Origin of the sequence: Paraburkholderia sp. BL18I3N2 (genome assembly GCF_003001875.1) — a bacterium.
In the GTDB taxonomy this organism is placed as follows: Bacteria; Pseudomonadota; Gammaproteobacteria; order Burkholderiales; family Burkholderiaceae; genus Paraburkholderia; species Paraburkholderia phytofirmans.
In genome coordinates this window covers 402,302-425,581 of sequence record NZ_PVNC01000005.1, presented here as the reverse complement: position 1 = coordinate 425,581, position 23,280 = coordinate 402,302, and the positions used below count along the sequence as shown (strand labels likewise).

At 63.3% G+C, this 23,280-nt stretch carries 23 protein-coding genes; 10 read left to right on the top strand and 13 right to left on the bottom strand.

Translation table 11 applies throughout. The features are described 5' to 3' along the window. Window positions 1-60: 60 nt before the first annotated feature. Together B0G75_RS17405 and B0G75_RS17400 are read right to left on the bottom strand one after the other, a co-directional pair. Complete coding sequence (locus tag B0G75_RS17405) at window positions 61-306, bottom strand: hypothetical protein (protein WP_106307810.1); 246 nt, start codon at window positions 304-306, stop codon at window positions 61-63. Between the two features lie 202 nt (window positions 307-508). Continuing rightward, window positions 509-721, bottom strand: coding sequence for a DUF3820 family protein (locus tag B0G75_RS17400; protein ID WP_012432778.1), 213 nt, complete (start codon window positions 719-721; stop codon window positions 509-511). Window positions 722-890: 169 nt separating this feature from the next. On the opposite strand from B0G75_RS17400, the gene B0G75_RS17395 reads away from it, so the two are divergent. Continuing rightward, the gene (locus B0G75_RS17395) at window positions 891-1,943 is read left to right on the top strand and encodes an NADP(H)-dependent aldo-keto reductase (protein WP_106307807.1); all 1,053 of its coding nucleotides are present in this window, start codon (window positions 891-893) and stop codon (window positions 1,941-1,943) included. A gap of 132 nt (window positions 1,944-2,075) precedes the next feature. Here the strand turns inward: B0G75_RS17395 and B0G75_RS17390 are convergent, their stop codons facing one another. Continuing rightward, window positions 2,076-3,359 (bottom strand): MFS transporter, encoded by a 1,284-nt coding sequence (locus B0G75_RS17390; protein WP_106307804.1) that lies wholly within the window; start codon window positions 3,357-3,359, stop codon window positions 2,076-2,078. 75 nt (window positions 3,360-3,434) lie between these two features. Then, entirely contained in the window at window positions 3,435-4,838 is a 1,404-nt protein-coding gene (locus tag B0G75_RS17385) for a M20 family metallopeptidase (RefSeq protein ID WP_106307801.1), read from the bottom strand. 223 nt (window positions 4,839-5,061) lie between these two features. Between B0G75_RS17385 and B0G75_RS17380 the strand changes: the two genes are divergently transcribed. Together B0G75_RS17380 and B0G75_RS17375 are read left to right on the top strand one after the other, a co-directional pair. Beyond that, window positions 5,062-6,024: a LysR family transcriptional regulator gene (locus B0G75_RS17380; protein WP_106307798.1), complete on the top strand. Its 963-nt coding sequence runs from the start codon at window positions 5,062-5,064 to the stop codon at window positions 6,022-6,024. A 338-nt stretch (window positions 6,025-6,362) separates the two neighbouring features. Continuing rightward, a complete protein-coding gene (locus tag B0G75_RS17375) occupies window positions 6,363-6,785 on the top strand; it encodes a hypothetical protein (RefSeq protein WP_012432783.1) in 423 nt (140 codons plus the stop codon). A gap of 85 nt (window positions 6,786-6,870) precedes the next feature. Here the strand turns inward: B0G75_RS17375 and B0G75_RS17370 are convergent, their stop codons facing one another. After that, complete coding sequence (locus B0G75_RS17370; protein ID WP_106307795.1) at window positions 6,871-7,698, bottom strand: ABC transporter permease; 828 nt, start codon at window positions 7,696-7,698, stop codon at window positions 6,871-6,873. 104 nt (window positions 7,699-7,802) lie between these two features. Next, a complete protein-coding gene (gene nodI / locus B0G75_RS17365; RefSeq protein WP_012432785.1) occupies window positions 7,803-8,717 on the bottom strand; it encodes a nodulation factor ABC transporter ATP-binding protein NodI in 915 nt (304 codons plus the stop codon). 288 nt (window positions 8,718-9,005) lie between these two features. Here nodI and B0G75_RS17360 point away from each other — a divergent pair, with 288 nt between their 5' ends. Continuing rightward, window positions 9,006-9,470 (top strand): universal stress protein, encoded by a 465-nt coding sequence (locus B0G75_RS17360; protein WP_012432786.1) that lies wholly within the window; start codon window positions 9,006-9,008, stop codon window positions 9,468-9,470. 159 nt (window positions 9,471-9,629) lie between these two features. Here B0G75_RS17360 and B0G75_RS17355 read toward each other — a convergent pair whose 3' ends face one another. The 3 genes from B0G75_RS17355 to lexA form a co-directional block, all read right to left on the bottom strand. Further along, window positions 9,630-10,292, bottom strand: coding sequence for a DUF2939 domain-containing protein (locus B0G75_RS17355; protein WP_106307792.1), 663 nt, complete (start codon window positions 10,290-10,292; stop codon window positions 9,630-9,632). 106 nt (window positions 10,293-10,398) lie between these two features. Continuing rightward, a complete protein-coding gene (locus tag B0G75_RS17350; protein ID WP_106307789.1) occupies window positions 10,399-10,743 on the bottom strand; it encodes a hypothetical protein in 345 nt (114 codons plus the stop codon). A 93-nt stretch (window positions 10,744-10,836) separates the two neighbouring features. Beyond that, a complete protein-coding gene (gene lexA, locus B0G75_RS17345) occupies window positions 10,837-11,487 on the bottom strand; it encodes a transcriptional repressor LexA (RefSeq protein WP_012432789.1) in 651 nt (216 codons plus the stop codon). 314 nt (window positions 11,488-11,801) lie between these two features. Between lexA and B0G75_RS17340 the strand changes: the two genes are divergently transcribed. From B0G75_RS17340 to B0G75_RS17315, 6 genes are all read left to right on the top strand, one after another. Beyond that, window positions 11,802-12,842, top strand: a complete 1,041-nt coding sequence (locus B0G75_RS17340) for a sulfate ABC transporter substrate-binding protein (protein WP_106307786.1) — start codon at window positions 11,802-11,804, stop codon at window positions 12,840-12,842. Between the two features lie 143 nt (window positions 12,843-12,985). Continuing rightward, a complete protein-coding gene (gene cysT / locus B0G75_RS17335) occupies window positions 12,986-13,888 on the top strand; it encodes a sulfate ABC transporter permease subunit CysT (RefSeq protein WP_106307783.1) in 903 nt (300 codons plus the stop codon). After that, window positions 13,885-14,913: a sulfate ABC transporter permease subunit CysW gene (cysW, locus tag B0G75_RS17330; RefSeq protein WP_106307780.1), complete on the top strand. Its 1,029-nt coding sequence runs from the start codon at window positions 13,885-13,887 to the stop codon at window positions 14,911-14,913. Before cysT ends, cysW begins: the two co-directional genes overlap by 4 nt. Then, the gene (locus B0G75_RS17325) at window positions 14,913-15,971 is read left to right on the top strand and encodes a sulfate/molybdate ABC transporter ATP-binding protein (RefSeq protein WP_012432793.1); all 1,059 of its coding nucleotides are present in this window, start codon (window positions 14,913-14,915) and stop codon (window positions 15,969-15,971) included. Before cysW ends, B0G75_RS17325 begins: the two co-directional genes overlap by 1 nt. A gap of 89 nt (window positions 15,972-16,060) precedes the next feature. After that, window positions 16,061-16,987, top strand: a complete 927-nt coding sequence (locus B0G75_RS17320; protein ID WP_106283582.1) for a CysB family HTH-type transcriptional regulator — start codon at window positions 16,061-16,063, stop codon at window positions 16,985-16,987. A 225-nt stretch (window positions 16,988-17,212) separates the two neighbouring features. Continuing rightward, a complete protein-coding gene (locus B0G75_RS17315) occupies window positions 17,213-18,259 on the top strand; it encodes an asparaginase (protein ID WP_106308050.1) in 1,047 nt (348 codons plus the stop codon). Window positions 18,260-18,419: 160 nt separating this feature from the next. Here the strand turns inward: B0G75_RS17315 and B0G75_RS17310 are convergent, their stop codons facing one another. The 4 genes from B0G75_RS17310 to gcl all read right to left on the bottom strand — a co-directional run bounded on the left by B0G75_RS17310 (window position 18,420) and on the right by gcl (window position 23,076). After that, on the bottom strand, window positions 18,420-18,821 hold the full coding sequence (locus B0G75_RS17310; protein WP_106307777.1) for a DUF3597 domain-containing protein: 402 nt from the start codon (window positions 18,819-18,821) through the stop codon (window positions 18,420-18,422). Window positions 18,822-19,376: 555 nt separating this feature from the next. Continuing rightward, complete coding sequence (locus B0G75_RS17300; RefSeq protein WP_106307769.1) at window positions 19,377-20,285, bottom strand: 2-hydroxy-3-oxopropionate reductase; 909 nt, start codon at window positions 20,283-20,285, stop codon at window positions 19,377-19,379. 95 nt (window positions 20,286-20,380) lie between these two features. After that, entirely contained in the window at window positions 20,381-21,190 is an 810-nt protein-coding gene (gene hyi / locus B0G75_RS17295; protein WP_106307766.1) for a hydroxypyruvate isomerase, read from the bottom strand. A 110-nt stretch (window positions 21,191-21,300) separates the two neighbouring features. Further along, window positions 21,301-23,076, bottom strand: coding sequence for a glyoxylate carboligase (gcl, locus tag B0G75_RS17290; protein WP_106307763.1), 1,776 nt, complete (start codon window positions 23,074-23,076; stop codon window positions 21,301-21,303). Window positions 23,077-23,280: the final 204 nt, after the last annotated feature.

Sequence of the window (23,280 nt, the reverse complement as noted above, 5' to 3'; positions counted from 1 at the left end):
GCGATGCGCGCCGAGCGCAGGCACGCGCTCCTGCTCGGCGCGCTTCAAAGCCGCTTCGCGTTACCGCAACAACCCGGCCGAATGATGCAAAGCCGGGTACACGCCGATAATGAACGCCGCATAGATCGCAGCCATCGTCACGCCGGCAGCGGTGCCCCAGATATCGCGCGATGCGGCGCCCTGGCGGAAATGCATAGGCAGTCCGACGACGAGGTAGCCGATCAGGAAGAAGAGAATCACCGCCCTCACGGGCGAGAGGTCGTGGCCAATAAATTCGAGCAGCGCGGACAAGCTGAATTCAGACATGGACAGACAGGCAAGATGACGGATGATGACGCGAACCACGTAGTTCGCGCGAAGACCTACGTGGATTAAAGTCCATTCAGCGGCCAAGGTACAAGCAAAAGACTATTTAAGTTTGTACAGGCCGACATTGCTTGCACGATGCCTACTGGGTGACTTTCATCCATGCTTCACGGCGCTTCACACCGCTTTCGCCGCGAGGCGATCAGCGCTTGCGCAAAGGCTCGAGCAGCGACTTCAAACCGTTGTGATCGATCTCGTGCATTAACGCCAGCAGCCGGCCGATTTCGCCCGGCGGAAAGCCCTGGCTAGCAAACCAGTTTAGATAATGACCGGGCAGGTCCGCAATCACGCGGCCTTTATATTTCCCGTAAGGCATGATGCGCGTGACCAGCAGTTCGAGGTGTTCGGGATTCATGGCAGACAGGTCGGCGCAGGGAAGCCGCAGCGAAATATTCGCGCGGAAAAACACAAGTGACGGTCGCTGGAACCGCATTTTAGCGCGCCAGGCAGAGCTGGTGCGGACATGGTAACGTCAGCGCTTTTCGTTCAACCAATCCGTTCAACCAATCAACAGGACAAGTTCAATGGAATACCGCAGACTCGGCGACTCCGATGTGCAGGTTAGCCTGATCGGTCTCGGCACCATGACGTGGGGCGAGCAGAACACGGAACAGGAAGCGCACGCGCAGATCGACTACGCACTCGATCATGGCGTCAATCTGATCGACACCGCTGAAATGTACCCGGTGCCTCCGCGTGCGGAGACGCAAGGGGCGACGGAGCGCTACATCGGCACATGGCTCGCGCGGCATCGCAGCGCGCGCGAGAAGATCGTGCTTGCCACCAAGATCGCCGGCCCGGCGCGTCAACCGCACAACCCAACCCATATTCGTGGCAAAGGCAACCAGTTCGACCGCAAGAATCTGACCGAAGCGCTCGACGACAGCCTGAAGCGCCTGCAAACCGACTACGTCGATCTGTATCAGTTGCACTGGCCGGATCGCAGCACGATGACGTTCGGCCGCCCGGCGTATCCGTGGGTCGACGACGCCTATACGGTGCCGATCGAGGAAACGCTGTCGGTGCTCGCTGAATTCGTCAAGGCGGGGAAGGTGCGGCACATCGGCGTGTCGAACGAAACGCCGTGGGGCGTCGCGCAGTTTCTGCGGGCGGCCGAAAAGCTCGGCTTGCCGCGCATCGTCAGCATTCAGAATCCGTACAGCTTCTTGAATCGCACGTACGAAGCAGGGCTGTCCGAGTATGCGCATCGGGACAACATCGGCTTGCTGGCTTATTCGCCGCTGGCCTTCGGCTGGCTGACGGGCAAGTATGAAGGCGGCGCGCGTCCGGCCGGCGCGCGCATTTCGCTGTTCGAGCGTTTTCAGCGCTACAGCAAGCCGCAAGCCCTGCAGGCGATCACGCGTTACGTCGAATTGGCGAAGCGTCATGGCTTGTCGCCCGCGCAATTCGCGCTCGCGTTCGTCAATAGCCGGCCGTTCGTGACCAGCAATCTGATCGGCGCGACTTCGCTCGATCAGTTGAAGGAAAACGTCGCCAGTGTCGAGGTGAAGCTTTCGCCGGAAGTGCTCGCGGAAATCGATGCGCTGTACGAGTTGCAGCCGAATCCGGCGCCTTGAGGCGCGAGGGTTGGATGCATGGCTCGAGTGCGGCTCGAGTCATGCGGCAATTCGAGTGCCCCGGCTGCGTGGCCGGGGCGTTCGCGAGGTGGTGAGGGTTCGCCTCGGCAACTCTTCCACTTCAAGTGTCTTTCAGCGAATTTTCAACTTCCCGCGCACCGCGTAAAGCGCAAGCAAACTCGCCACCGCACAGAACATCAAATAGAAGCCCGGCGCGAGCTTATTACCGCTTGCATCGATCAGCCACGTGATCACGAACGGCGCAAAACCGCCGAACACCGTCACGCCGATGTTGTAGCTCACCGCCAAACCGGTCGCGCGCGTCTGCGTCGGGAAAATCTCCGACATCAACGCGGGCAGCGCGCCGAAGTACGTCGCCTTCAATGCGCCGATCCAGATCAGCGCGAGCAGCATCGTCACGAACGAGGGATGCGCGTTCATATACACAAAAGCCGGATACACCGTCACCAGCATCAGCACGGCGGCCGTCGCCATGATGCGGATGCGTCCGAGGCTGTCGGACAGATGACCCGCGAACGGCGTCAGCACCGTGAGCACCACGCCGGTGGCGAGCGTCGCCGCGAAGCCGGTCGAGGCGGGCAGGTGTAGTTGCTTGATCGCGTACGTCGGCATGTACAGGATCATGTAATTGGCCGCCGTCGAAATGATCAGCGAGCCGACCGCCAGCAGCATGCGGACCTTCTGCGTGCGGAACAGATCGCGCAGCGGCGTGCGGGCTTTCGGCTCGGCGTTGAACTCGGCGCCTTCATCCACGTAACGGCGAATATAGAAACCCACCGGGCCGATCGCGAGGCCGAACAGAAACGGCACGCGCCATCCCCACGATTCGAGTTGCGCGCTCGTGAGCTGGCTCGTCAGCAGCGCGCCGAAACCGGAGGCGAGCAGCGTCGCCATGCCTTGGCTCGCGAACTGCCAGCTACCCATGAAGCCACGGCGCTCGGGCGCATGCTCGACCAGAAACGCAGTGGACGCGCCGAACTCTCCGCCCGCCGAAAAACCTTGCACAAGACGTGACAGCATGATGCCCGCCGGCGCCCACAGACCAATCGCCGCATACGGCGGCATCACGGCGATCGTCAGGGTGCCGATCATCATCAGCGCGATCGAGAGAAGAAGCGACGCCTTGCGTCCGGCGCGGTCCGCGAGCGAACCGAGCACGAGTCCACCTAGCGGCCGGATCATGTACGAGATGCCGAAGGTGCCGAGCGTGAGCATCAGCGAAATCGCTTCGGTGCGCGCCGGAAAGAACAGCTTGGCGATGGTCACCGCGAAGAAACCGTAGACGACGAGGTCGAACCATTCGAGCGCGTTGCCGATCGACGCCGCGAGAATGATGCGATGGACCTTCGCGGCGGACGGCCGCGCGGCGCTGGCTTGCAGAGTGGACGTGCTCATCGTGGACGTGCCTCGTGACGGATGCGGATAACGGCGTGATGCGCCCGATTCGTCCGGGCGTCGCCTGGATTGCGTTCAGGCTGCGCTGACGGTTGACGCGCGCGGCGAGTTCTCGCCGAGATCCCAGAAGAGGCCCGCCATGATCTGCAGACCTTCGCGCACGACCGGTCCGAGCAGGTGTTCGTTGGGCGCGTGCTGCGAACAGGCCGGATACGAGTGCGGTACCCAGATGGTCGGCAGACCAAGCGTGTCGGCGAACACTTCGTTGGGCAGCGTGCCGCCCAGATTCGGCAGCACGGCGGTCTTCTTGCCGGTGGTCTGTTCGAGCGAGGCGATCGCCCAGGTGACCCACGGATCGTCCGGGTTCAGACGCGTGGCGGGCGCGCCGCGCTCGACGTCGATCTGCACCTGCGAGAAGCCGTGCGCATCCAGGTGCGCGCGCAGATACCGTTCGAGGTTGTCCCAATCGGTGCCGACCACGAAGCGCAGCTGGCAATGCGCGAATGCCGACGACGGAATCGCATTGACCGGGTTCTCAGGGTTGCCGGCCTTGAACGCGAGTATTTCAAAGCTGTTCCAGCCGAACACGCGCTCGGGCGCGGTGAGGCCCGGCTCGCCCCAGTTTTCGTCGACGGCCGGATCGCCCGGGCCGCCGCCTACCGTGATATCGGCGAGCGCACGGCGCACCGCCTCGGGAATCGGCGGCGGACGCAAACCGTCGACGGCGATCACGCCGCGCGCGTCGACGAGGCTCGCCAACGCGTTCACCAGTACCGTGGCCGGGTTGCGCAGCAGGCCGCCCCAATTGCCCGAATGATGCGCGCCGTCGCGCAGATTCAACGACAGCTTGAAGTTCACCGAGCCGCGCGAGCCCAGGAACACGGTGGGGCGGCGCGCGGCGAGACGCGGACCGTCGGAGGCGATCAGCACGTCGGCGGCCAGTTCTTCGCGGTGCGCGCGGCAGATTTCGTCGAGTCCGGGTGAGCCGGTTTCCTCACCCATCTCTATCAGCAGCTTCGTGTTGAAGCCGAGCTTGCCGTCGCGCGCGGCCAGCACGCTCGCCAGCGCGGCGAGGTTGATGCTGTGCTGGCCTTTGTTGTCGGCGGTGCCGCGGCCGAACCAGTGCTCGCCTTCGATGGTCACGGCCCACGGCGTCAGCGGCGCGCGCCACTGGCTGTCGTAGCCGCGCACCACGTCGCCGTGGCCGTAGATCAACACGGTCGGCAGATGGTCGCCCTCGCGGCGCTCCGCGATCAGGAACGGTCCGAAGCCGTCCACCGGGTTTGCGACGATGCGCGTGGTGAAGCCGAGGCTTTTAACTTCAGGCGTGATCTCATCGGTCAGATACGACAGCAGCGTGGCTGAGCGATCGTCCTCCTGACTCTCGGTGCGGAAACCGACGCGTCGGTTGAGGGTCTCCAGGAAGGCGCCGGATTCGAAATGGTGGGTGGCGTGCTCGATGGCCTGGGTGCGGCTCATGCGTGTCTCCAATGCGGGCGAATGTGGGGGCGGGCCGGGTCGTTTGTCTAATGACGCTTGGACGCGGCCTACAGCTTCGAACCGATTCTAGGAGGCCGTTTTTTTTGTCACAATGATCGTCTTTCGAAGCTTGCGTTGCCGAAAAGGCAAAGCTCACCGCGTGTACTGAATGCGCTGGCGGATATCCGCTCGCCAGCGCTGACCGTTGAATGGGACATCACACATGGCACTTTCGCTGCATGGCATCGCGCTGCGTTATTTCGTCGAAGTCGCGCGCACCGGTTCGCTCAGCGACGCGTCCGCGCGGCTGCATGTCGCCGTGTCGGCGATCAGCCGGCAGGTGGCGCGGCTCGAAAGCGATCTCGGCGTCGCGCTATTCGAGCGGCGGCCGCGCGGCATGGCGCTTTCCGAGGCCGGCGAGCGCCTGCTGGCCTACGCGCAGCGCAGCCTGCTGGAGGCGGAGCATGTGATGAAGGAGATCGGCGGCCTCGAGACCTTGCACGGCAGCATGATCAAGGTGACGAGTTCCGAAGGCTTCGCCGCCGACTTCCTGCCCACCGCGATGGCGAGCTTCCGGGTTCAGTATCCGGGCATCGACTTCACGCTCTCGGTCATGTCGCCGGGCGAGGCGACCCGCAAGGTGCGCGACGGCGACGCCGACCTCGCGTTGACCTTCAGCCTCGCGCCGGAAAAGGGCGTCAAAGTCGAGCACACGGAGCGCGCGCCGGTGCTGGCGCTGCTGCGCGCCGATCATCCGCTGGCCGCGCGCGCGAAGGTGTCGCTCGCCGACTTGCAGCGCTATCCACTGGTGCTGCCCGAGCCCGGCACGACGATTCGTCAGTTGATCGACATTACCTGCGCGCTCGAAGGCGTCCTGCTCGAGCCCGAGCTTAGTTGCAACAACAGCGGCGCCATGTATCGCTACGCGCAGAAGTCCGGCGCGATCATGTTCACGGGTCTGCTGTCCGTGCGTGACCGTTACGCCGGCGACGGTTTCGTCGTGATGCCGCTGACGCATCCGCAGATGCGCCAGCGCAGCATCCAGGTGCAGACCATGGCGGGGCGTGAACTGCCACAGTCGGTGAGGGCGTTCCGGGATCATCTGATCGCGGAAATCGCGGGTGCGAAGCCGGCGGATGCGACGGTCTCGAAGGCCGCTCGAAAGCGCGGCAGAAGCATGCGCTGACAAAGGCAACGCATGCGAAATCCATTCGGCATCCGGGCGGCAAGACAATGTTTGCGGCCGGCCATGCATGGCGAGACAACCGGGCGGCACGCGTGCGTTAGCGACCCAACCGCTGCGAATTGAAAGGCAAATGTCCCAGCCGGATCGCGAATCACGACCTAAACTGTGGTGGACGGGGCGGGCTGAGGGCGCGGACTGCACGGCTGGCAATGCTGCAGTGCACGCGCCGATGGAAGTCCTTTTTGAGGACACCAATGGTAGGATTCAGCCCGAAAAATGGAGAGCGGCGCGCGCTCGAATTCGCGCGCCATCCACAACAGAGCGATAGGACTCAGGACATGGCGCAACAAAAAACAAACCCAAAACTTGAGCAGGCGCTGACGCGCGGGGACCTGGCCATCCGTCAGGCGAATTCGGCGCGGGCCACCGCATTGCTGCGCGCGTTGGGCAAGATGATCGTGGACGCTTCGGCGACGATCGGCGTGGAAGCCTTCACCCTGATTCCCGACGGCGACAAGATCTACGATCCGGCCGATGGGCTGTGGCCGCAGGAACTGCAGGTCTCGCTCGATGGTCCCGTCGAAGAAGCCGATCCGGACGAAGTGCGCACGGTTCGCCTGATCTCCGACGATCCGGGCACGGTGTTCCGGGTCGAGTGGCAGCGCGCAGACGGCAAGATCGGGCGTCAGGACGGTGGTCCGTTCGCCACGGTGGCGTTTATTTCGGACGTGGACATTCCGTGGACGGATGACGAAGACTGAGTGAGCCGGACTCGCGGCAGGCGCTGATGTTTCGTCGAGCGTGGTGATCGGCGCCTGTGGTCCGTATGGTTGACGGCCGGAAAACTTACTTCATCATCCGGCGGCGAAACAGAATCGCCGAGACGATAAACCCGCCGAGCGCATACGCCGCCAGCACGGCCACATGCAACAGCGCATTTTCGACGGGCCGGCCCAGCATGGCCGGCCGCATCAAGTCGACGGCATGCGCCAGCGGCAACAACTGCGTGGCGCCCCGCGTAACCGCAGGCAGTTGCGAGACCGGAAAGAACACGCCGGATAGCAACAGCATCGGCGTCAACACCAGCGTCTGGTAAAACATGAAGAAGTCGTACGAAGGCGCGAGCGCCGTCACGACCATCGCGATGCTCGCGAACGCGAGCCCGGTCAATACGACGACCGGCAACGCCAGCAGCATCGACGGAAAATTCGCGTAGCCCAATGCGCCTGCCACCAGCATGATCGCCGCGCCTGAGAGCACTGACTTGCTGGCTGCCCAGATCACCTCGCCGAGCACGATGTCGCCGAGCGTGAGCGGCGTATGCATGATCGCTTCCCAGGTGCGTTGCACGTGCATGCGCGAGAAGCCCGAATACATCGACTCGAAACTCGCCGACATCATCACGCTCGAAGCCACCGTGCCTGCCGCGAGAAACGCGATATACGACACGCCGTCGACATGACCGACCATCAGCCCCAGCCCGAAGCCGAGGCCGAACAGGTAGATCATCGGATCGGCCAGGTTGCCGAACATCGAGGCGATCGCGAGTTTCTTCCACACCAGATAGTTGCGGCGCCACACGGCGATCCAGTTCGTCGCGTTCGCGGGAAAGGCGCCGAAGGCTTCCTGTTTCGATGGCGTGTCGCCCGGGGTATCGTAAGTGCGTGCGTCCATTGCGTGTCTCGTGCGTGTCTCGTACCTGTCCCTGCATGGTTTCCGTCAGGGCGTCGTTGTAGTTGCAGCGCGTTGCGTGCGATGCCGGTATCGCACGATGCGCTTTAATCCTGCATCTCGCGGCCCGTGAGCCGCAGGAACACATCCTCCAGATTCGCCGGTCGATGCAGATAGCGCAGATCCGCGCGCTGCTTGAGCCGCGCATGCACCGGCTGCGCGTCGTTGACGTAGCAGAACAGCGTCTCGCCGCTGATCTCGGTGCGCTCGACGAGCGGCGCCAGTTCATCGCGCAACGCCACCGGGTCGGGTCCGAAAATCTCGATCACATCGCAACCGATCTCGGACGCGATCAACGCGCTCGGCGCGCCTTCGGCGATCTTGCGTCCTTCTTCGATCACGCACAGCCGGTGGCAGAGGCGTTCGGCTTCTTCCATGAAGTGGGTGGTCAGCAAAATGGTCTTGCCGCGCGCGAGCAGCGAGCGCAGCCGCTCCCAGATCAGATGGCGCGCCTGCGGGTCGAGGCCGGTGGTCGGTTCGTCCATGATCAGCACATCGGGATCGTTGACGAGCGCACGCGCCAGCGTGAGGCGCCGTTTCATGCCGCCGGACAACTCGCTCACGCGCGCGTCCGCCTTGCTCTCCAGACGCGCGAATTCGAGCAGCGACGGCACCATGGCACGGCATTGCGCGGCGCTCAAACCAAAGTAGCGGCCGAACACCAGCAGGTTCTCACGCACCGTGAAGTCGGGATCGAGATTGTCGAACTGCGGCACCACGCCGACGCGCGCCCGCGCCACGCGCGCGCGGCCTGGGATCGGCTCGCCGCACAGACGGATCGTGCCCGCATCGGGCGCTGCAATGCCGAGCAGCATGCGCAGCGTGGTGGTCTTGCCCGCGCCGTTCGGGCCGAGCAGGCCGAAGCATTCGCCGGCGTTGACATGAAACGACAGTCCATCGACGACCGTTTTCTCGCCGTAGCTTTTTTTAACCTGATGAAATTCGATGGCGGCTTCGGGCATGGATCGAACGAGTCTCCGGGGAAAGACGTGAATGACGTGAGTGGCCGGGGGAGGCGGCCTATTCTAGGGCATCGGCGGGACGCTGTTGGTTTGCCCCGACAATCCGAAGCTGGTTTCTTGCACTGCGGCATCGGCGCGCGGAGACCCTCCCGGCGGCTCGCGCACCTGTTTAGGGCGTAGTTAGGGGCGCTCAGCGCACAGTTAGCGTTTTCCATCCCTTGCAACCTGAATTGCGGCGCACCATGATTAATTGAGAATCGCGCGTCCCGCGCGAAGGGAGAAAAAATCATGGCGAGCTACCAGAAAATCCTGCTGTGCTACGACGGCTCGCGCGAAGGCCGCAAAGCATTACGTTGCGGCGCCGACCTGGCATTGGATCTGAAAGCGGAAACGCATTTGCTGTCGGTGGTCGACATGCGTTCGAGCATTGCGCAAAGCGCGGGCCTGCTGACCGATGTGGCCTGCGGCAGTTTCGAAAAGACGGCCCGCGATATTCTGCAGGAAGGCGTGGACTGGCTCACCGAGCGAGGCGTGACCGCACAAGGGCATTTCGCATTCGGCCATCCGATCGATGAGATCGCCAACCTCGCCAATGAACTGCATGTCGACCTGGTGGTGGTCGGCCACCGCTGCCGCACGGGTTTGTCACGATGGTGGATGGGCGCGGGCAATACGCCGCTGCTCGACCGTGTCTCGTGCAGCATTCTGGTTGCGTGCTCTTCGGCGCAGGAGCAGCAGCAAGCGGCGGCGTGAGGTGCATGTCGGTCACTGAGGGCGGGTGGTCGACTGGCGGCCGGGTACTCCGGCCTCACCTACCTGGTGGCCCCGACGTCATAACGAAGTCGCTGCACGACTCGCTGAACAATTGGCGCGACCAGAGGATCGGCGCCGAACAAAGCCGACCTGCCGCGATCACTCGTTCAGATTGACCGCGGCGAACTTCCACGTGAACACACCCTCGCGCTGAAAGATCGCCGAGTAACGCGCGTCGCCGGCGCCATGTTGGTACGTGACAACGAACTCGTTGAGGCCGCGGTAGCCCGCCGTGGTTTGCGGCGGTTGCGGGGGCGTGGCGTTGGTATTTCCATTCGCCGCGTTACCGGCAGGCGGCGCAGCCGGTGCTGCCGCAGTCGCGGTGGCGTCCGGCGCATTGTTCGCGGCTGCCGGCGCAGGCGGCCGTTCACCCGGATCGCCGCGCGGCGGCATGCCGTTCAGCAAGGCCGCCACGCCGTCCGGTGTGGCGTACGCATCCACGAGCGGACCGATCAATGCGACGCCGATCATCGCGCCAATGGCGGCCAATGGATTGCCGTTACTATGCGCGCCAAGCCGACGTGTCAGCAGGCCGGCGACCTGTTCCTTCAGGCTCTCACGCAACGCGGGGAAGTCGACATACTGGTTGACCGTTTGCGCGTCGCGCGCATCGGCCGCGCGTTTGAGATTGTTCAGCGCGATGTACGGTGACGCATAAGCAAACCCCAGTGCGGCGATCACCGCGATTACGACTAGCGTGACGATCAGCGGCTTTGTGGCGCTGCCTCTGCTGCCGCGTTGGATACGTTTCGGAACTGCCATCGAGTGGGACTCTCCATCAGGTGTGATCTAACGTGGACCGCGGCCACGCGAAAACGATCCCACGCAATGCAATCTCTCGCCGCCCCGTTCTAGAACCGCCTGGACATCAAGACTCGAACACCGCGCCGTGCACGTTCGCTTCATCGGCGATGCAGCGGTCGATCATGCGGCAAACCGCGTCCATTGTGCCGACCATGATGAGACGCGACGGCCCGTGATAGACCCGCACCGGTGCGCGACGCGCCGGTTCGGCCGTATTCAAACCCGAATTCAACGACACGCGGGCAAACGCCGGCAACGATGACGGCAAGCTCGACGCAGCCTCGGGCGAGTCGAACAGCGACGGCGTGCTGAGCGTGGCCGCCTCGATCAACGAGCAGGGCACCAGCTTGCGAAGATGGCGCAGACGACCGAACTGGCGAAAGGGCAGCAGGCGGGCAAGACGTTCCATGAGACTCTCCAGACGATGCGACGTTGATGCGGCGCTATGCAACATTAATGCGACATTGACGCGGCTTTTTATTCTGTCGAACGGGCAGGCGGGTTAGAACTCGCCGGGCCGAATCAGCCCCACGGCGATGCCCTCCAGCGCGAATTCCGCACTGCCGGTTTCAACGAAGATGTTTTCGTAATCGGGGTTCTCGGCGATCAGTTCGAGCCCGTTCGGCCGGCGCTTCAGGCGCTTGACCGTAACGTCGTCGCCGAGCCGGGCAATGATGATCTGGCCGTCTTTCGCTTCGCTGCGCTTTTGCACCGCGAGCAGGTCGCCGTCGAAGATGCCCGCGTCGCGCATGGACAGCCCGCGCACCTTCAGCAGGTAATCCGGCTTGCTCGAGAACAGCGCCGGGTCGCAAGCGTAGTGCTGCGAGATATGTTCCTGCGCGAGGATCGGGCTGCCGGCGGCGACGCGCCCGATCAGCGGCAGCGACAGTTGCATGATGCTGGCGTGCGGCAGGGTGAACTGGTGCGGCGAGTCTTCCGGCCCGGCCAGCAGGCGAATGCCGCGCGATGCGCCGGCCGCGAGTTCGATCACGCCCTTGCGAGCGAGCGCGCGCAAATGTTCTTCTGCCGAGTTGGCCGAGCTGAAACCCAGTTCGGCGGCGATCTCCGCGCGGGTGGGCGGAAAGCCGGTACGTTCGATAGCCCTGCGGATCAGATCGAAAACCTGCTGCTGTCGTGCGGTGAGTTTGGTCATGGCGCCACTGTATGTATGAACAGGTGCCTGTATTTTTATACAGTATTCGGCGCAATTCAAGCTTTACTTTAAGTTCGGGGTGAAGGGTGGCGTTCCAGCGTCGTTGAGCGATGCTCCAACACCCGTTTTCGCGCCGCAACGCCTTATCCAGCTGTCATTACCACTTTTGCGTATTAAAGAATGAAGAAACATTATTTTTAATGATGAAAGCCCTTCGATAGACTGGCCTCCCAGTTGGCGCTCATGTGCACGTGACCGCGACGCGAGAAAAGACACCACACGCTGTTTCAGCGGACAACGCGGAGAAAGTTGACATGAATCACCAAGGTACGGGGCTGGCAGGCAGGACGAAGAAACTGATCGCGGCGCTCGCATTGGGCGCGGCCGGCGCGCTCGGCGTGATGGCGCAGGCGCACGCCGCCGACACGACGCTGCTGAACGTGTCCTACGACCCGACGCGCGAGCTGTATCAGGACGTCAATCAGGCGTTCGGCAAGGAGTGGAAGGCGAAGACGGGCGAGACGATCACCTTCAAGCAGTCGCACGGCGGCTCCGGCGCGCAGGCTCGCTCGGTGCTCGACGGCCTGCAGGCCGACGTGGTGACGCTGGCGCTCGCCTACGACATCGACGCACTGGCCGGCAAGGGGCTGCTCGACAAGGGCTGGCAGAAGCGCTTGCCGGACAACGCGTCGCCGTACACGTCGACGATCGTGTTTCTGGTGCGCAAGGGCAACCCGAAGCACATTAAGGACTGGGACGATCTGACCAGGCCGGGCGTGTCGATCGTGACACCGAATCCGAAGACGTCGGGCGGCGCGCGCTGGAATTACCTCGCGGCGTGGGCGTATGCCGAGCATCAACCGGGCGGCAATGATCAGAAGGCCAAGGAATTCGTCGGCAAGCTGTACAAGAATGCCGGCGTGCTGGATTCGGGCGCGCGCGGCGCGACCACCAGCTTCGTGCAACGCGGTATCGGCGACGTGCTGATCGCGTGGGAAAACGAAGCGTTCCTGTCGCTGAAGGAATTTGGTCCGGAGAAGTTTGAGATCGTGGTGCCGTCGGTCAGCATTCTGGCTGAACCGCCGGTCGCGGTGGTGGACAAGGTGGTCGACAAGCACGGCACGCGCAAAGTCGCCGAAGCGTATCTGAACTTCCTGTATAGCGAGCAAGGCCAGGAGATCGCGGCGAAGAACTTCTACCGTCCGCGTTCGAACAAGGTGCCGGCCGAGCTGACCGCCAAGTTTCCGAAGCTGAAGCTCTACACGGTGGACGATTCGTTCGGCGGCTGGACCAACGCGCAGAAGACGCACTTTGCCGACGGCGGCGTGTTCGATTCGATCTATCAACCGCAGTAACACGCCCGCTGCCGGAATCGGCAACGGCATAGGCAAAACGGCGCGGCAACGCGTCACTCCCGAGCGCGCCCCATGGGGCGCGCTTTTGGCCGCCAGGGCCCGGCGGCCGGCAACACGAGCATCAACCTGAACGAGTAACGAGCATGACGACGTTGACCTTCCGAAAACCGAGCGCGTTGCCCGGTTTTGGCCTGACACTCGGCATCACGGTGGCGTATCTGAGCCTCGTGGTGCTGATTCCGCTTGCGGCGACCTTTCTCAAGACCGCTACGCTCGACTGGAGCCAGTTCGTGCGCGCGGTGAGTTCGCCGCGCGTGCTCGCGTCGTATCGGCTGACATTCTTTTCCGCGCTTGGCGGCGCGCTGATCAACGCGGTGTTCGGCTTTCTGGTCGCGTGGGTGCTGGTGCGCTACACGTTTCCGTTCAAGCGCATCGTCGATGCCGTGGTCGATCTGCCGTTCGCGCTGCCCACCTCGGTCGCCGGCATTTCGCTCGCGGCCGTGTACGCGGGCAACGGCTGGATCGGGCAGTTCCTCGAACCGCTCGGCCTGAAGATCGCGTTTACGCCGGCGGGCGTGCTGGTCGCGCTGACCTTTATCGGTTTGCCGTTCGTCGTGCGCACGGTGCAGCCGGTGCTCGAAGAGTTCGAACGCGAGCAGGAAGAAGCGGCGGCGTGTCTCGGCGCCTCGCGCTGGCTGACGTTTCGCCGTGTGGTGTTGCCGGCGGTGTTTCCGGCTCTGCTGACGGGCTTCGCGCTGGCTTTCGCCCGCGCGCTCGGCGAGTACGGCTCGGTGATTTTCATCGCCGGGAACGTGCCGATGAAGTCGGAAATCACGTCGCTCCTCATCATCACCAAGCTGGAGCAATACGACTATGCGGGCGCGACGGCGCTGGCGGTCGTGATGCTGGTGGTGTCGTTCCTGATGCTGCTCTTCATCAACACCTTGCAGTGGTATTTGCAACGGCGCACGAGCCGTGGCGGCGCAGGCCCGGCGCCTGCCGTTGCGAGTGTCGCGGCGATCGGTGCCGGCGGAGGTGCGCAATGAGCCGCGATTCCGTAAAGAATGCAGGCGCGGCAGTAGCCGTGGCGCCGCGCGCGCCGCTGAACGTTGCGCGCCGGCCCGATCCGGTCACCGAGCCACCTGTCGTGCGCTGGATTCTGACCGGCGTCGCGCTGCTGTTTCTCGCGCTGTTTCTGGTCGTGCCGCTCGCCGCCGTGTTCTATCAGGCGTTGAACAAGGGGCTTGGTTTCTATCTGGAATCGCTCGCCGATCCGGACGCACTCTCGGCGATCAAGCTCACCGTGATCACCGCCGCGATCGCGGTGCCGCTGAACCTCGTGTTCGGCCTCGCGGCTTCGTGGTGTATCGCCAAGTTCGAGTTCCGCGGCAAGGCGCTGCTGACCACGCTGATCGATCTGCCGTTCTCGGTGTCGCCGGTGATCTCCGGCTTGATCTATGTATTGATGTTCGGCGCGCAGGGCTGGTTCGGCCCGTGGCTGCAGGATCACAACGTGCAGATCATTTTCGCGGTGCCGGGCATCGTGATGGCGACGATTTTCGTCACGTTCCCGTTCGTCGCGCGTGAACTGATTCCGTTGATGCAGGCGCAAGGCAACGACGAAGAAGAAGCCGCGCACGTGCTGGGCGCGTCGGGCTGGCAGATTTTCCGCCGCGTCACGCTGCCCAACGTCAAATGGGGTCTGCTGTACGGCGTGATTCTGTGCAACGCGCGGGCGATGGGCGAGTTCGGCGCGGTGTCGGTGGTGTCGGGCCATATTCGCGGTCAGACCGACACGATGCCCTTGCACGTCGAAATTCTCTACAACGAATACAACTTCTCGGCGGCGTTCGCCGTGGCGTCGGTGCTGGCGCTGCTCGCACTCGTGACGCTCGGCCTGAAGCTGCTCGCCGAGCGTCATATGTCGGCGGAACTATCGGCCGCGCGCGACGTGCCCGCTTACGCGGGTCCAGTCACACCGCCGGACAATGCAAAACCCGTAACACACACGCAAGCAACGCAAGCCACGCATGCATCGCAGCAACACCCGCTCAAGCAAGGAGAGCTGTAATGGGTATCACCGTTCGTAACCTGCAGAAGCGCTTCGGCGATTTCGTCGCGCTCGATAACGTCTCGCTCGACTTTCCGCCGGGTGAACTGGTTGCGCTGCTCGGGCCGTCGGGTTGCGGCAAGACGACCTTGCTGCGCGTGATCGCGGGACTCGAATACGCCGACGGCGGCCAGGTCGTGCTGCAAGGCCAGGACGTGGCGACGGTCGGCGCGCGTGAGCGGGAAGTGGGCTTCGTGTTCCAGCATTACGCGCTGTTCCGCCATATGACGGTGTTCGAGAACGTGGCGTTCGGCTTGCGCGTGAAGCCGCGCAAGGAGCGCCCTTCTGAAGCGGTGATCCGCGAAAAGGTGCATGAACTGCTCAAGCTCGTGCAACTCGACTGGCTCGCGCAACGCTATCCGTCGGAATTGTCGGGCGGCCAGCGGCAACGTATCGCGCTCGCGCGCGCGTTGGCCGTCGAACCGAAAGTGCTGCTGCTCGACGAACCGTTCGGCGCGCTCGATGCGAAGGTGCGCAAGGAACTGCGCAGCTGGCTGCGGCGCCTGCACGACGATCTGCATATTTCGACGATTTTCGTCACGCACGATCAGGAAGAAGCGCTCGAAGTCGCCGACCGTATCGTCGTGCTCAATCGCGGGCACGTGGAGCAGGTGGGCAGTCCGCAGGACGTGTACGACCATCCGCAGACCTCGTTCGTCTACGAGTTTCTCGGCGCGGCGAACCGTCTGCACGGCAACGTCGACGCGAGCGGTTTCGTCGTGGACGGCGCGGCGTTGCCGGTTTCCATCAAAGCCGATTTCAGCGGCCCGGCGTTCGCCTATGTACGTCCGCACGATCTGCAGTTGTATCCGCAGGCGTCGGGCCATCGTGAAGGCATTGTCGTCGACGTGCGGCGCGTGGTGACGCTGGGCGGCTCGGTGCGGGTCGAACTCGCGGGCCGCGAGGGCAACCTGCTCGAAGCCGAACTCGATCGTGAAGCGTGGCGCGATCTGCAGCTCTCCATCGGCGACGGCGTGACGGCGGTGCCGCGTGCATTGCGCGTTTTTCCGGCGCAGTGAGCGCGGTCAGGCGCGCACCAACAGCAACACGACCCGGCGTTTCAATCGAACTCAAATAACTTAACTCTGGCAAAACCGGAGACATCAAGATGAATTTTCAGCAATTGCGCTTTGTGCGCGAAGCCGTGCGCCAGAACATGAATCTGACCGAGGTGGCGAACGTGCTGTACACGTCGCAATCGGGCGTATCGAAACAGATCAAGGATCTGGAGGACGAACTCGGCGTCGACATTTTCATTCGACGCGGCAAGCGTCTCACCGGCCTTACCGAGCCGGGCAAGGCCGTGCATCAACTGATCGAGCGGATGCTGCTCGACGCCGAAAATCTGCGCCGTGTCGCGCGCCAGTACGCCGATCAGGATAGCGGCCACCTCGTCGTGGCGACCACCCACACGCAGGCCCGCTATGCGTTGCCGAAGGTGATCCGTCAATTTACCGAGGTGTTCCCGAAAGTGCATCTGGCGCTGCGTCAGGGCAGTCCGCAACAGATCGCGCAGATGATCATCAACGGCGAAGCGGACATCGGCATCTCCACCGAAGCGCTCGACCGTTTCCCGGATATCGTCACGTTCCCGTGCTATTCGTGGCATCACGTGGTGGTTGTGCCGAAAGATCATCCGCTGGTGGGCCGGCCGAATCTGACGCTCGACGAGATCGCAGAATTCCCGATCGTCACTTACGACCAGGACTTCACGGGCCGCTCGCATATCGACCAGGCCTTCGCGAAAGCGGGCGCGTTGCCCGACGTCGTGCTGACCGCGATCGACGCCGACGTGATCAAGACCTACGTGGAACTCGGCATGGGCATCGGCGTGGTCGCGGCGATGGCCTACGATCCGAAGCGCGACACCGAACTGGTCGCGCTCGACACGCAGCATCTGTTCGAGGCGAGTACGACGCGGGTCGGTTTGCGCAAGGGCGCGTTCCTGCGCGCATACGCGTACCGATTGATCGAGATGTTCGCGCCGCAATTGAACGAAGCGGATATCGCCGCGCAGTTGCGCGAAGCGGTTTGATAGATGCGCCGGATCGTCGCGGTCCGGCGCCACGCACGAACGTTGCCGCACGAATCCATCGCGGCGGCCGGTTAGTGCGAACTTCATACGGGCCGCGGCCGGCCTTGGTGCGGACACCACGCTGACTTGTGGCGCCAAAGCGCCGGCCTCATCCAGTCCCGAAACGAACGGACATCCGTTTTTTCACGCATGGCGGCGCGCGGCGCATCGCTTACAATCGCCGCCATGAATACTTCGACCTCTTCCTCCTCCGCTATGCCTTCAGACGAAGGCGCCACGCCACTGCTGCCGCGCATCGTCGTCCTGGCAACCGGCGGCACGATCGCCGGCGCGGCCGCGAGCGCCACCAACACCTCGGGTTATCAGGCCGGTGTGATCGGCGTCGAGCAACTGCTGGCCGTGGTGCCGGCCTTGTCCACGGTGGCGCGCATGGAGCGCGAGCAGATCGCCAGCGTCGACAGCAAGGACATGGCGATGCCGCTGTGGACCACGCTCGCGCAACGCATCAATACGTTGCTCGCCGACGATGATATCGACGGCGTGGTGGTCACGCACGGCACCGACACGCTCGAAGAAACCGCCTACCTGCTGCATCTGACCATCAAGTCGGACAAGCCGGTCGTGCTCACGGCGGCCATGCGCCCGGCCTCGGCGCTCTCCGCCGATGGCCCGTTGAATCTGCTGAACGCGGTGACGGTCGCGACCCAGGCAAGCGCGCGCGGGCAGGGCGTGCTGGTGGCCTTCAACAACAGGATCCACAGCGCGCGCGACGTGGTCAAGACGAGCACCTATGCGGTCGATGCGTTTCATTCGCCCGAAATCGGCGCGCTCGGCTGGGTGCAGGATGGCCGCGTCGAATTCCAGCGCAATGTGTTGCGTCCGCATACGCTCGCGACTGAGTTCGTGATCGGCGCGAAGTGGCCGCATGTGGAAATCGTGCTGAGTTACGCGGGCGTGTCGCGCGTTGCCGTGGATGCGCTGGTTGCCGCCGGAGTGCGCGGAATCGTCGTGGCGGGCACCGGCAACGGCTCGATTCACGCCTCGGTGCAGCAGGCGCTCGCGGATGCCGCCTCGCAAGGCGTCGCGGTGGTGCGCGCGTCGCGCGTGGGTTCGGGGCACGTGATGCGCAACGGCGCGGCCGCCGACGACGCACTCGGTTTCGTCAGCGCGGGTTCGTTGAATCCATACAAGGCGCGCGTGCTGCTGATGCTGGCATTGGCGGCGGGCGCCACCGGCCCGGTGGCGTTGCAGAAGTTATTCGATACATACTGATCGAGTCAGCGCGGGCAGGCCGGCTTCAAAGTCAGAACCGTGTCCCGCACGTGAAGCTTGAATGACGACGCGGCGCCCAGGTCATCGACCGGAGCGCCGCGTTGTCGTCTCAGCTTCAGGCTTATCGCTAGCGCCGCAACGAGGCGGCGTCGGCAAGCAGTCAGTTCGCCAGATCCGGCGGCAACTTGCCGCCGTTCGCCGCCAGCGCCACCATCACCTGTTTGTGCAGCCAGATGTTCATGCTCGCCGAATCGTTCGTGTCGCCGGTGTACTTCAGTTCCTTGGCAAGTTCCTTGCGATGTTCGAGGCTGCTGTCGACGCCGAGCGCTTTGAGCGTGTCGACGATCGACGTGCGCCAGTTCAACGTTTGACCGCTCTCGCTCACGAACTGGTCCATGACGACAGCGACGTCGACGTCGGCAAGCGGCGCGGGCGCCGGGGTAGCCGCGGGTGCGGCAGCTTGCGCCGCGGCCGGATCCGGTGTCGGCTCGACAGCAGGCGCAGGCTGGTCCGGTTTCGCTTTGCCAAAGAGCTTATGTACGATGTCACCAAAGATGCTCATTCTGAAATCCTTTGCAGAGGGGTTACTGGCGCAAGCACGTGCCGCTCACGGTTGAACACTGGTTGGGAATCGGGCGAACGAAGCAGAGGACACGCGTTGCCTTGATCGGCAAGCCGCACCGGAACGCTGACACGCCCGCAACCAGACTCAACGAGTGTAGGAGAAAAGCGCGGACCGATGTGTCAAAAAAGGTCGAGCAAAGGGGACGGAGTTGCAAGCAAATGCAAGCGGACTTGCGGGCATGCGTACGATTGGGGCCGCAAGTAGAGGCGCCGGTGAGCGGCATGCGTGATGCACCCGCTGCGAGAGTTTGGCCGAAAAAGCATAAGCATCGTTAAACGTGAAATCCGACAGCCGGACACCCGACGACGACGTCTGACCGACCAAGGCTTCCCCGGCGCCGCCGGGTGCCGCTGCGGACCCCACTTGCCGCTCTCAGCCCAGAGCGGCACGATTTGCCCGTTCCGCCGTGCATGTCGCACGACGAAGCGGGCGCCCCACCTTCAACTGCCATGACGTTGATCCGCAACGATCACGGCAGTCCATATCACTTCCTCACGCTGCCTTGGCTTCGCTGCCCGGCGCTTGCGCGACTTCGAAATTCGCCATGATTTCGAGTGCCCGCACCATCGCCGAGTGATCCCATGCCTTGCCGCCGTTCGCCGCGCACACGCTGAACAGTTGCTGCGCGCTTGCCGTATGCGGCAGGGCGATGCCGAGCTTGCGTGCGCCGTCGAGTGCGAGGTTCAGATCCTTCTGGTGCAGTTCGATGCGGAAACCCGGGTCGAACTTGCGCTTGGTCATGCGCTCGCCGTGCACTTCCAGAATCCGCGACGAGGCGAAGCCGCCCATCAAAGCTTTGCGCACACGTTCCGGATCGGCGCCCGAGCGCGAGGCGAACAGCAGCGCTTCGGCCACGGCTTCGATATTCAGCGCGACGATGATCTGGTTCGCGACCTTGCAGGTCTGACCCGCGCCGTTCTCGCCGATCAGCGAGATGTTCTTGCCCATCAGTTCGAACAGCGGCTTGGCCGTGGCGAACGCTTTTTCCGGACCGCCCACCATGATCGTCAGCGACGCTTCACGCGCGCCGACTTCGCCGCCTGAGACCGGCGCATCCAGGTAATCGACGCCGAGCGCATTGATCTTCTTCGCGAACGCTTGCGTGTCGAGCGGCGAGATCGAGCTCATGTCGATCACGAGCTTGCCCTTCGAGAGGCCGGCCGCAACGCCGTCGTCGGCGAACAGCACGTTGGCGACATCCGGCGTATCCGGCACCATGATGATGACGATGTCGGCGGCCTGCGCGACAGCGGTCGAATTCGCGACGACGCTCGTCGTTTTGCTCAGATCTTCCGGCACCGGGTACGCGCCATTCACGAACAGCGAGTGACCGCCCTTGATGAGGTTGCGCGCCATGTGCGCGCCCATGATGCCGAGGCCGATAAAACCGATCTTTGCCATGTGTCTAAATCTCCAGTGTTGTTGGGTGTCCCTCGAGGGACTTCCTTCGGGGCGTCGAGTGCCTGATCCCGTCGGGCAATCAGGCAATGCGGCGCTCAGGCGGCGGCGTGCGCCGCGCCGCGGGTTTGCCCGGCCACGCTCTGCACCCAGCCGAGGCCGGCGGTGGTCGTCGTGCGCGGTTTGTATTCGCAGCCGACGTAGCCGTCGTAGCCGAGCGAGTCGAGCAGATCGAACAGGAACGGGTAGTTGATTTCGCCGGTGCCCGGTTCGTTGCGGCCCGGGTTGTCGGCGAGCTGGATGTGCGCAATCTGCGGCAGGTTCTTTTTGATGGTCGCCGCGAGTTCGCCTTCCATCCGTTGCATGTGGTAGATGTCGTACTGCAGGAACAGATTGTCCGAACCGACCGCGCGAATCACGTCGAGGCCTTCGCCCGAACGGTTCAATGCGAAACCCGGAATGTCATAGGAATTGCACGGCTCGACCAGCAGCTTGATGCCGGCCTTCTTCAGTTCGCCCGCTGCGAAGCGCAGGTTGTCGACGATCGTCGAGCGCGCCTTGTCCGCATCGACGCCAGCCGTCGGAATGCCGACGAGGCAGTTCAGTTGCGGCACCTTCAGTGCTTTCGCGTATTCGATCGCGCGGCCCACGCCTTCCTGGAACTCGCTCACACGCTCCGGCAGGCAGGCAATGCCGCGTTCGCCGGCTTCCCAGTTGCCCGCGGGCAGGTTGTGCAGCACCAGCTTCAGGCGGTTCTGCTGCAGACGTTCGCTCAATTCAGCGATCTGATACGGATACGGAAACAGAAATTCGACGGCGTGAAAGCCCGCGTCCGCCGCGGCCGCAAAGCGGTCGAGGAACGGGACTTCGTTGAACAGCATGGTGAGATTCGCTGCAAATTTCGGCATGGTGCGTCTGTCTCTCTGGTCGGTCAGTGGAATGGCTTCGTGAGGCGGTTCGGTGTTGCCGGACCGCGCTCACGTGATGCTCGATTTTTTTAATGCATCAGTCGATTTGCTCAGTCGAGCATGCTGATCGCGGTCGGAGCGTCTTCGCGCTTCGCAGCCAGTTCTTCGAACTCGTTGATCGCGTCGATCTCGGTGCCCATCGAAATGTTGGTCACACGTTCGAGAATCACTTCGACGATCACCGGCACGTTGAACTCGGAGAGCATCGATTGCGCCTTCTGCAGCGCGGGCTTCAGTTCTTCCGGCTTGAACACGCGGATCGCCTTGCAACCCAGACCTTCGGCGACGGCAACGTGATCCACGCCGTAGCCGTTCATCTCCGGCGCGTTGATGTTCTCGAAGCCGAGCTGCACGCAGAAGTCCATGTCGAACGCGCGCTGTGCCTGGCGGATCAGGCCGAGGTACGAGTTGTTCACCACCACATGCACGTACGGCAGTTTGAATTGCGCGCCCGCTGCCAATTCTTCGATCATGAACTGGAAGTCGTAGTCGCCCGAGAGCGCCACGATCGGACGTTGCGGGTCAGCCGCACGCACGCCGAGCGCTGCCGGAATCGTCCAGCCGAGCGGGCCGGCCTGGCCGCAGTTGATCCAGTTGCGCGCCTTGTAGACGTGCAGGAACTGCGCGCCGGCGATCTGCGAGAGACCGATCGTGCTCACGTAGCACGTGTCGCGGCCGAACACCTGGTTCATCTCTTCGTAGACGCGCTGCGGCTTCATCGGCACGTTGTCGAAGTGCGTCTTGCGATGCATCGTCCGCTTGCGTTCCTGGCAATCGGCGACCCATGCGCTACGATCCTTCAGCTTGCCCGCGGCTTTCCATTCCTTTGCCACTTCGACGAACAGTTCGAGCGCCGCCTTCGCGTCCGACACGATGCCGAGATCCGGGCCGAACACGCGGCCGATCTGCGTCGGTTCGATGTCGACGTGCACGAACTTGCGGCCCTTCGTGTACACCTCGACGCTGCCCGTGTGACGGTTCGCCCAACGGTTGCCGATGCCGAGCACGAAGTCGGAGGCGAGCATCGTCGCGTTGCCGTAGCGGTGCGAGGTTTGCAGGCCGACCATGCCGGCCATCAACGGATGGTCGTCGGGAATCGCGCCCCACGACATCAGTGTCGGGATCACCGGCACGCCGATGGTTTCGGCGAACGTGACGAGCAGGTCTTCAGCGGCTGCGTTCAGCACGCCGCCACCCGAGACGATCAGCGGCTTGTCCGAATTATTCAGCAGCGTGAGCGCGGCTTCGATCTGCTTGCGCGTCGCTTTCGGCTTGTAGACCGGCAGCGGTTCGTAGGTGTCGATGTCGAATTCGATTTCGGCGAGCTGCACGTCGATCGGCAGGTCGACCAGCACCGGACCCGGACGGCCCGAGCGCATCAGGTGAAAAGCCTGCTGGAACACGCGCGGCACGAGTGCCGGTTCACGCACGGTGACGGCCCACTTGGTGACGGGCTTGGCGATCGATTCGATATCGACGGCCTGGAAGTCTTCCTTGTACAAACGCGCGCGCGGCGCCTGGCCGGTGATGGCGAGAATAGGAATGGAGTCGGCCTGAGCGGAGTACAAACCGGTGATCATGTCGGTGCCGGCGGGACCCGACGTGCCGATACACACGCCGATGTTACCCGGTTGAGCGCGCGTATAGCCTTCGGCCATATGCGACGCGCCTTCGACGTGGCGGGCCAGAACGTGGCTGATGTTGCCTGCCTTGCGCATGGCCGAGTAGAACGGGTTGATCGCTGCGCCCGGAACGCCGAATGCGGTGTCGATGCCTTCTTTTTCGAGCACCAGCACGGCTGCGTCGACGGCTCTCATCTTGGCCATGAATGTCTCCTGAATGTCTTGGGGATGGGCGAATTAAAAGTGTTGAGTGCACTTTAGGCCTGACGGAAAGGTTTGATAAGATCAGTCCGGGTCGCTTATTTCGAAACAAAAAGTATGGAATGACCCGCGGACTGGTGTCGGGGCGCGCGCTGCGTGGGATCGGAGTAAGCGCTAAAGCGCCAACTCCGATCGACCGCCTTGCAT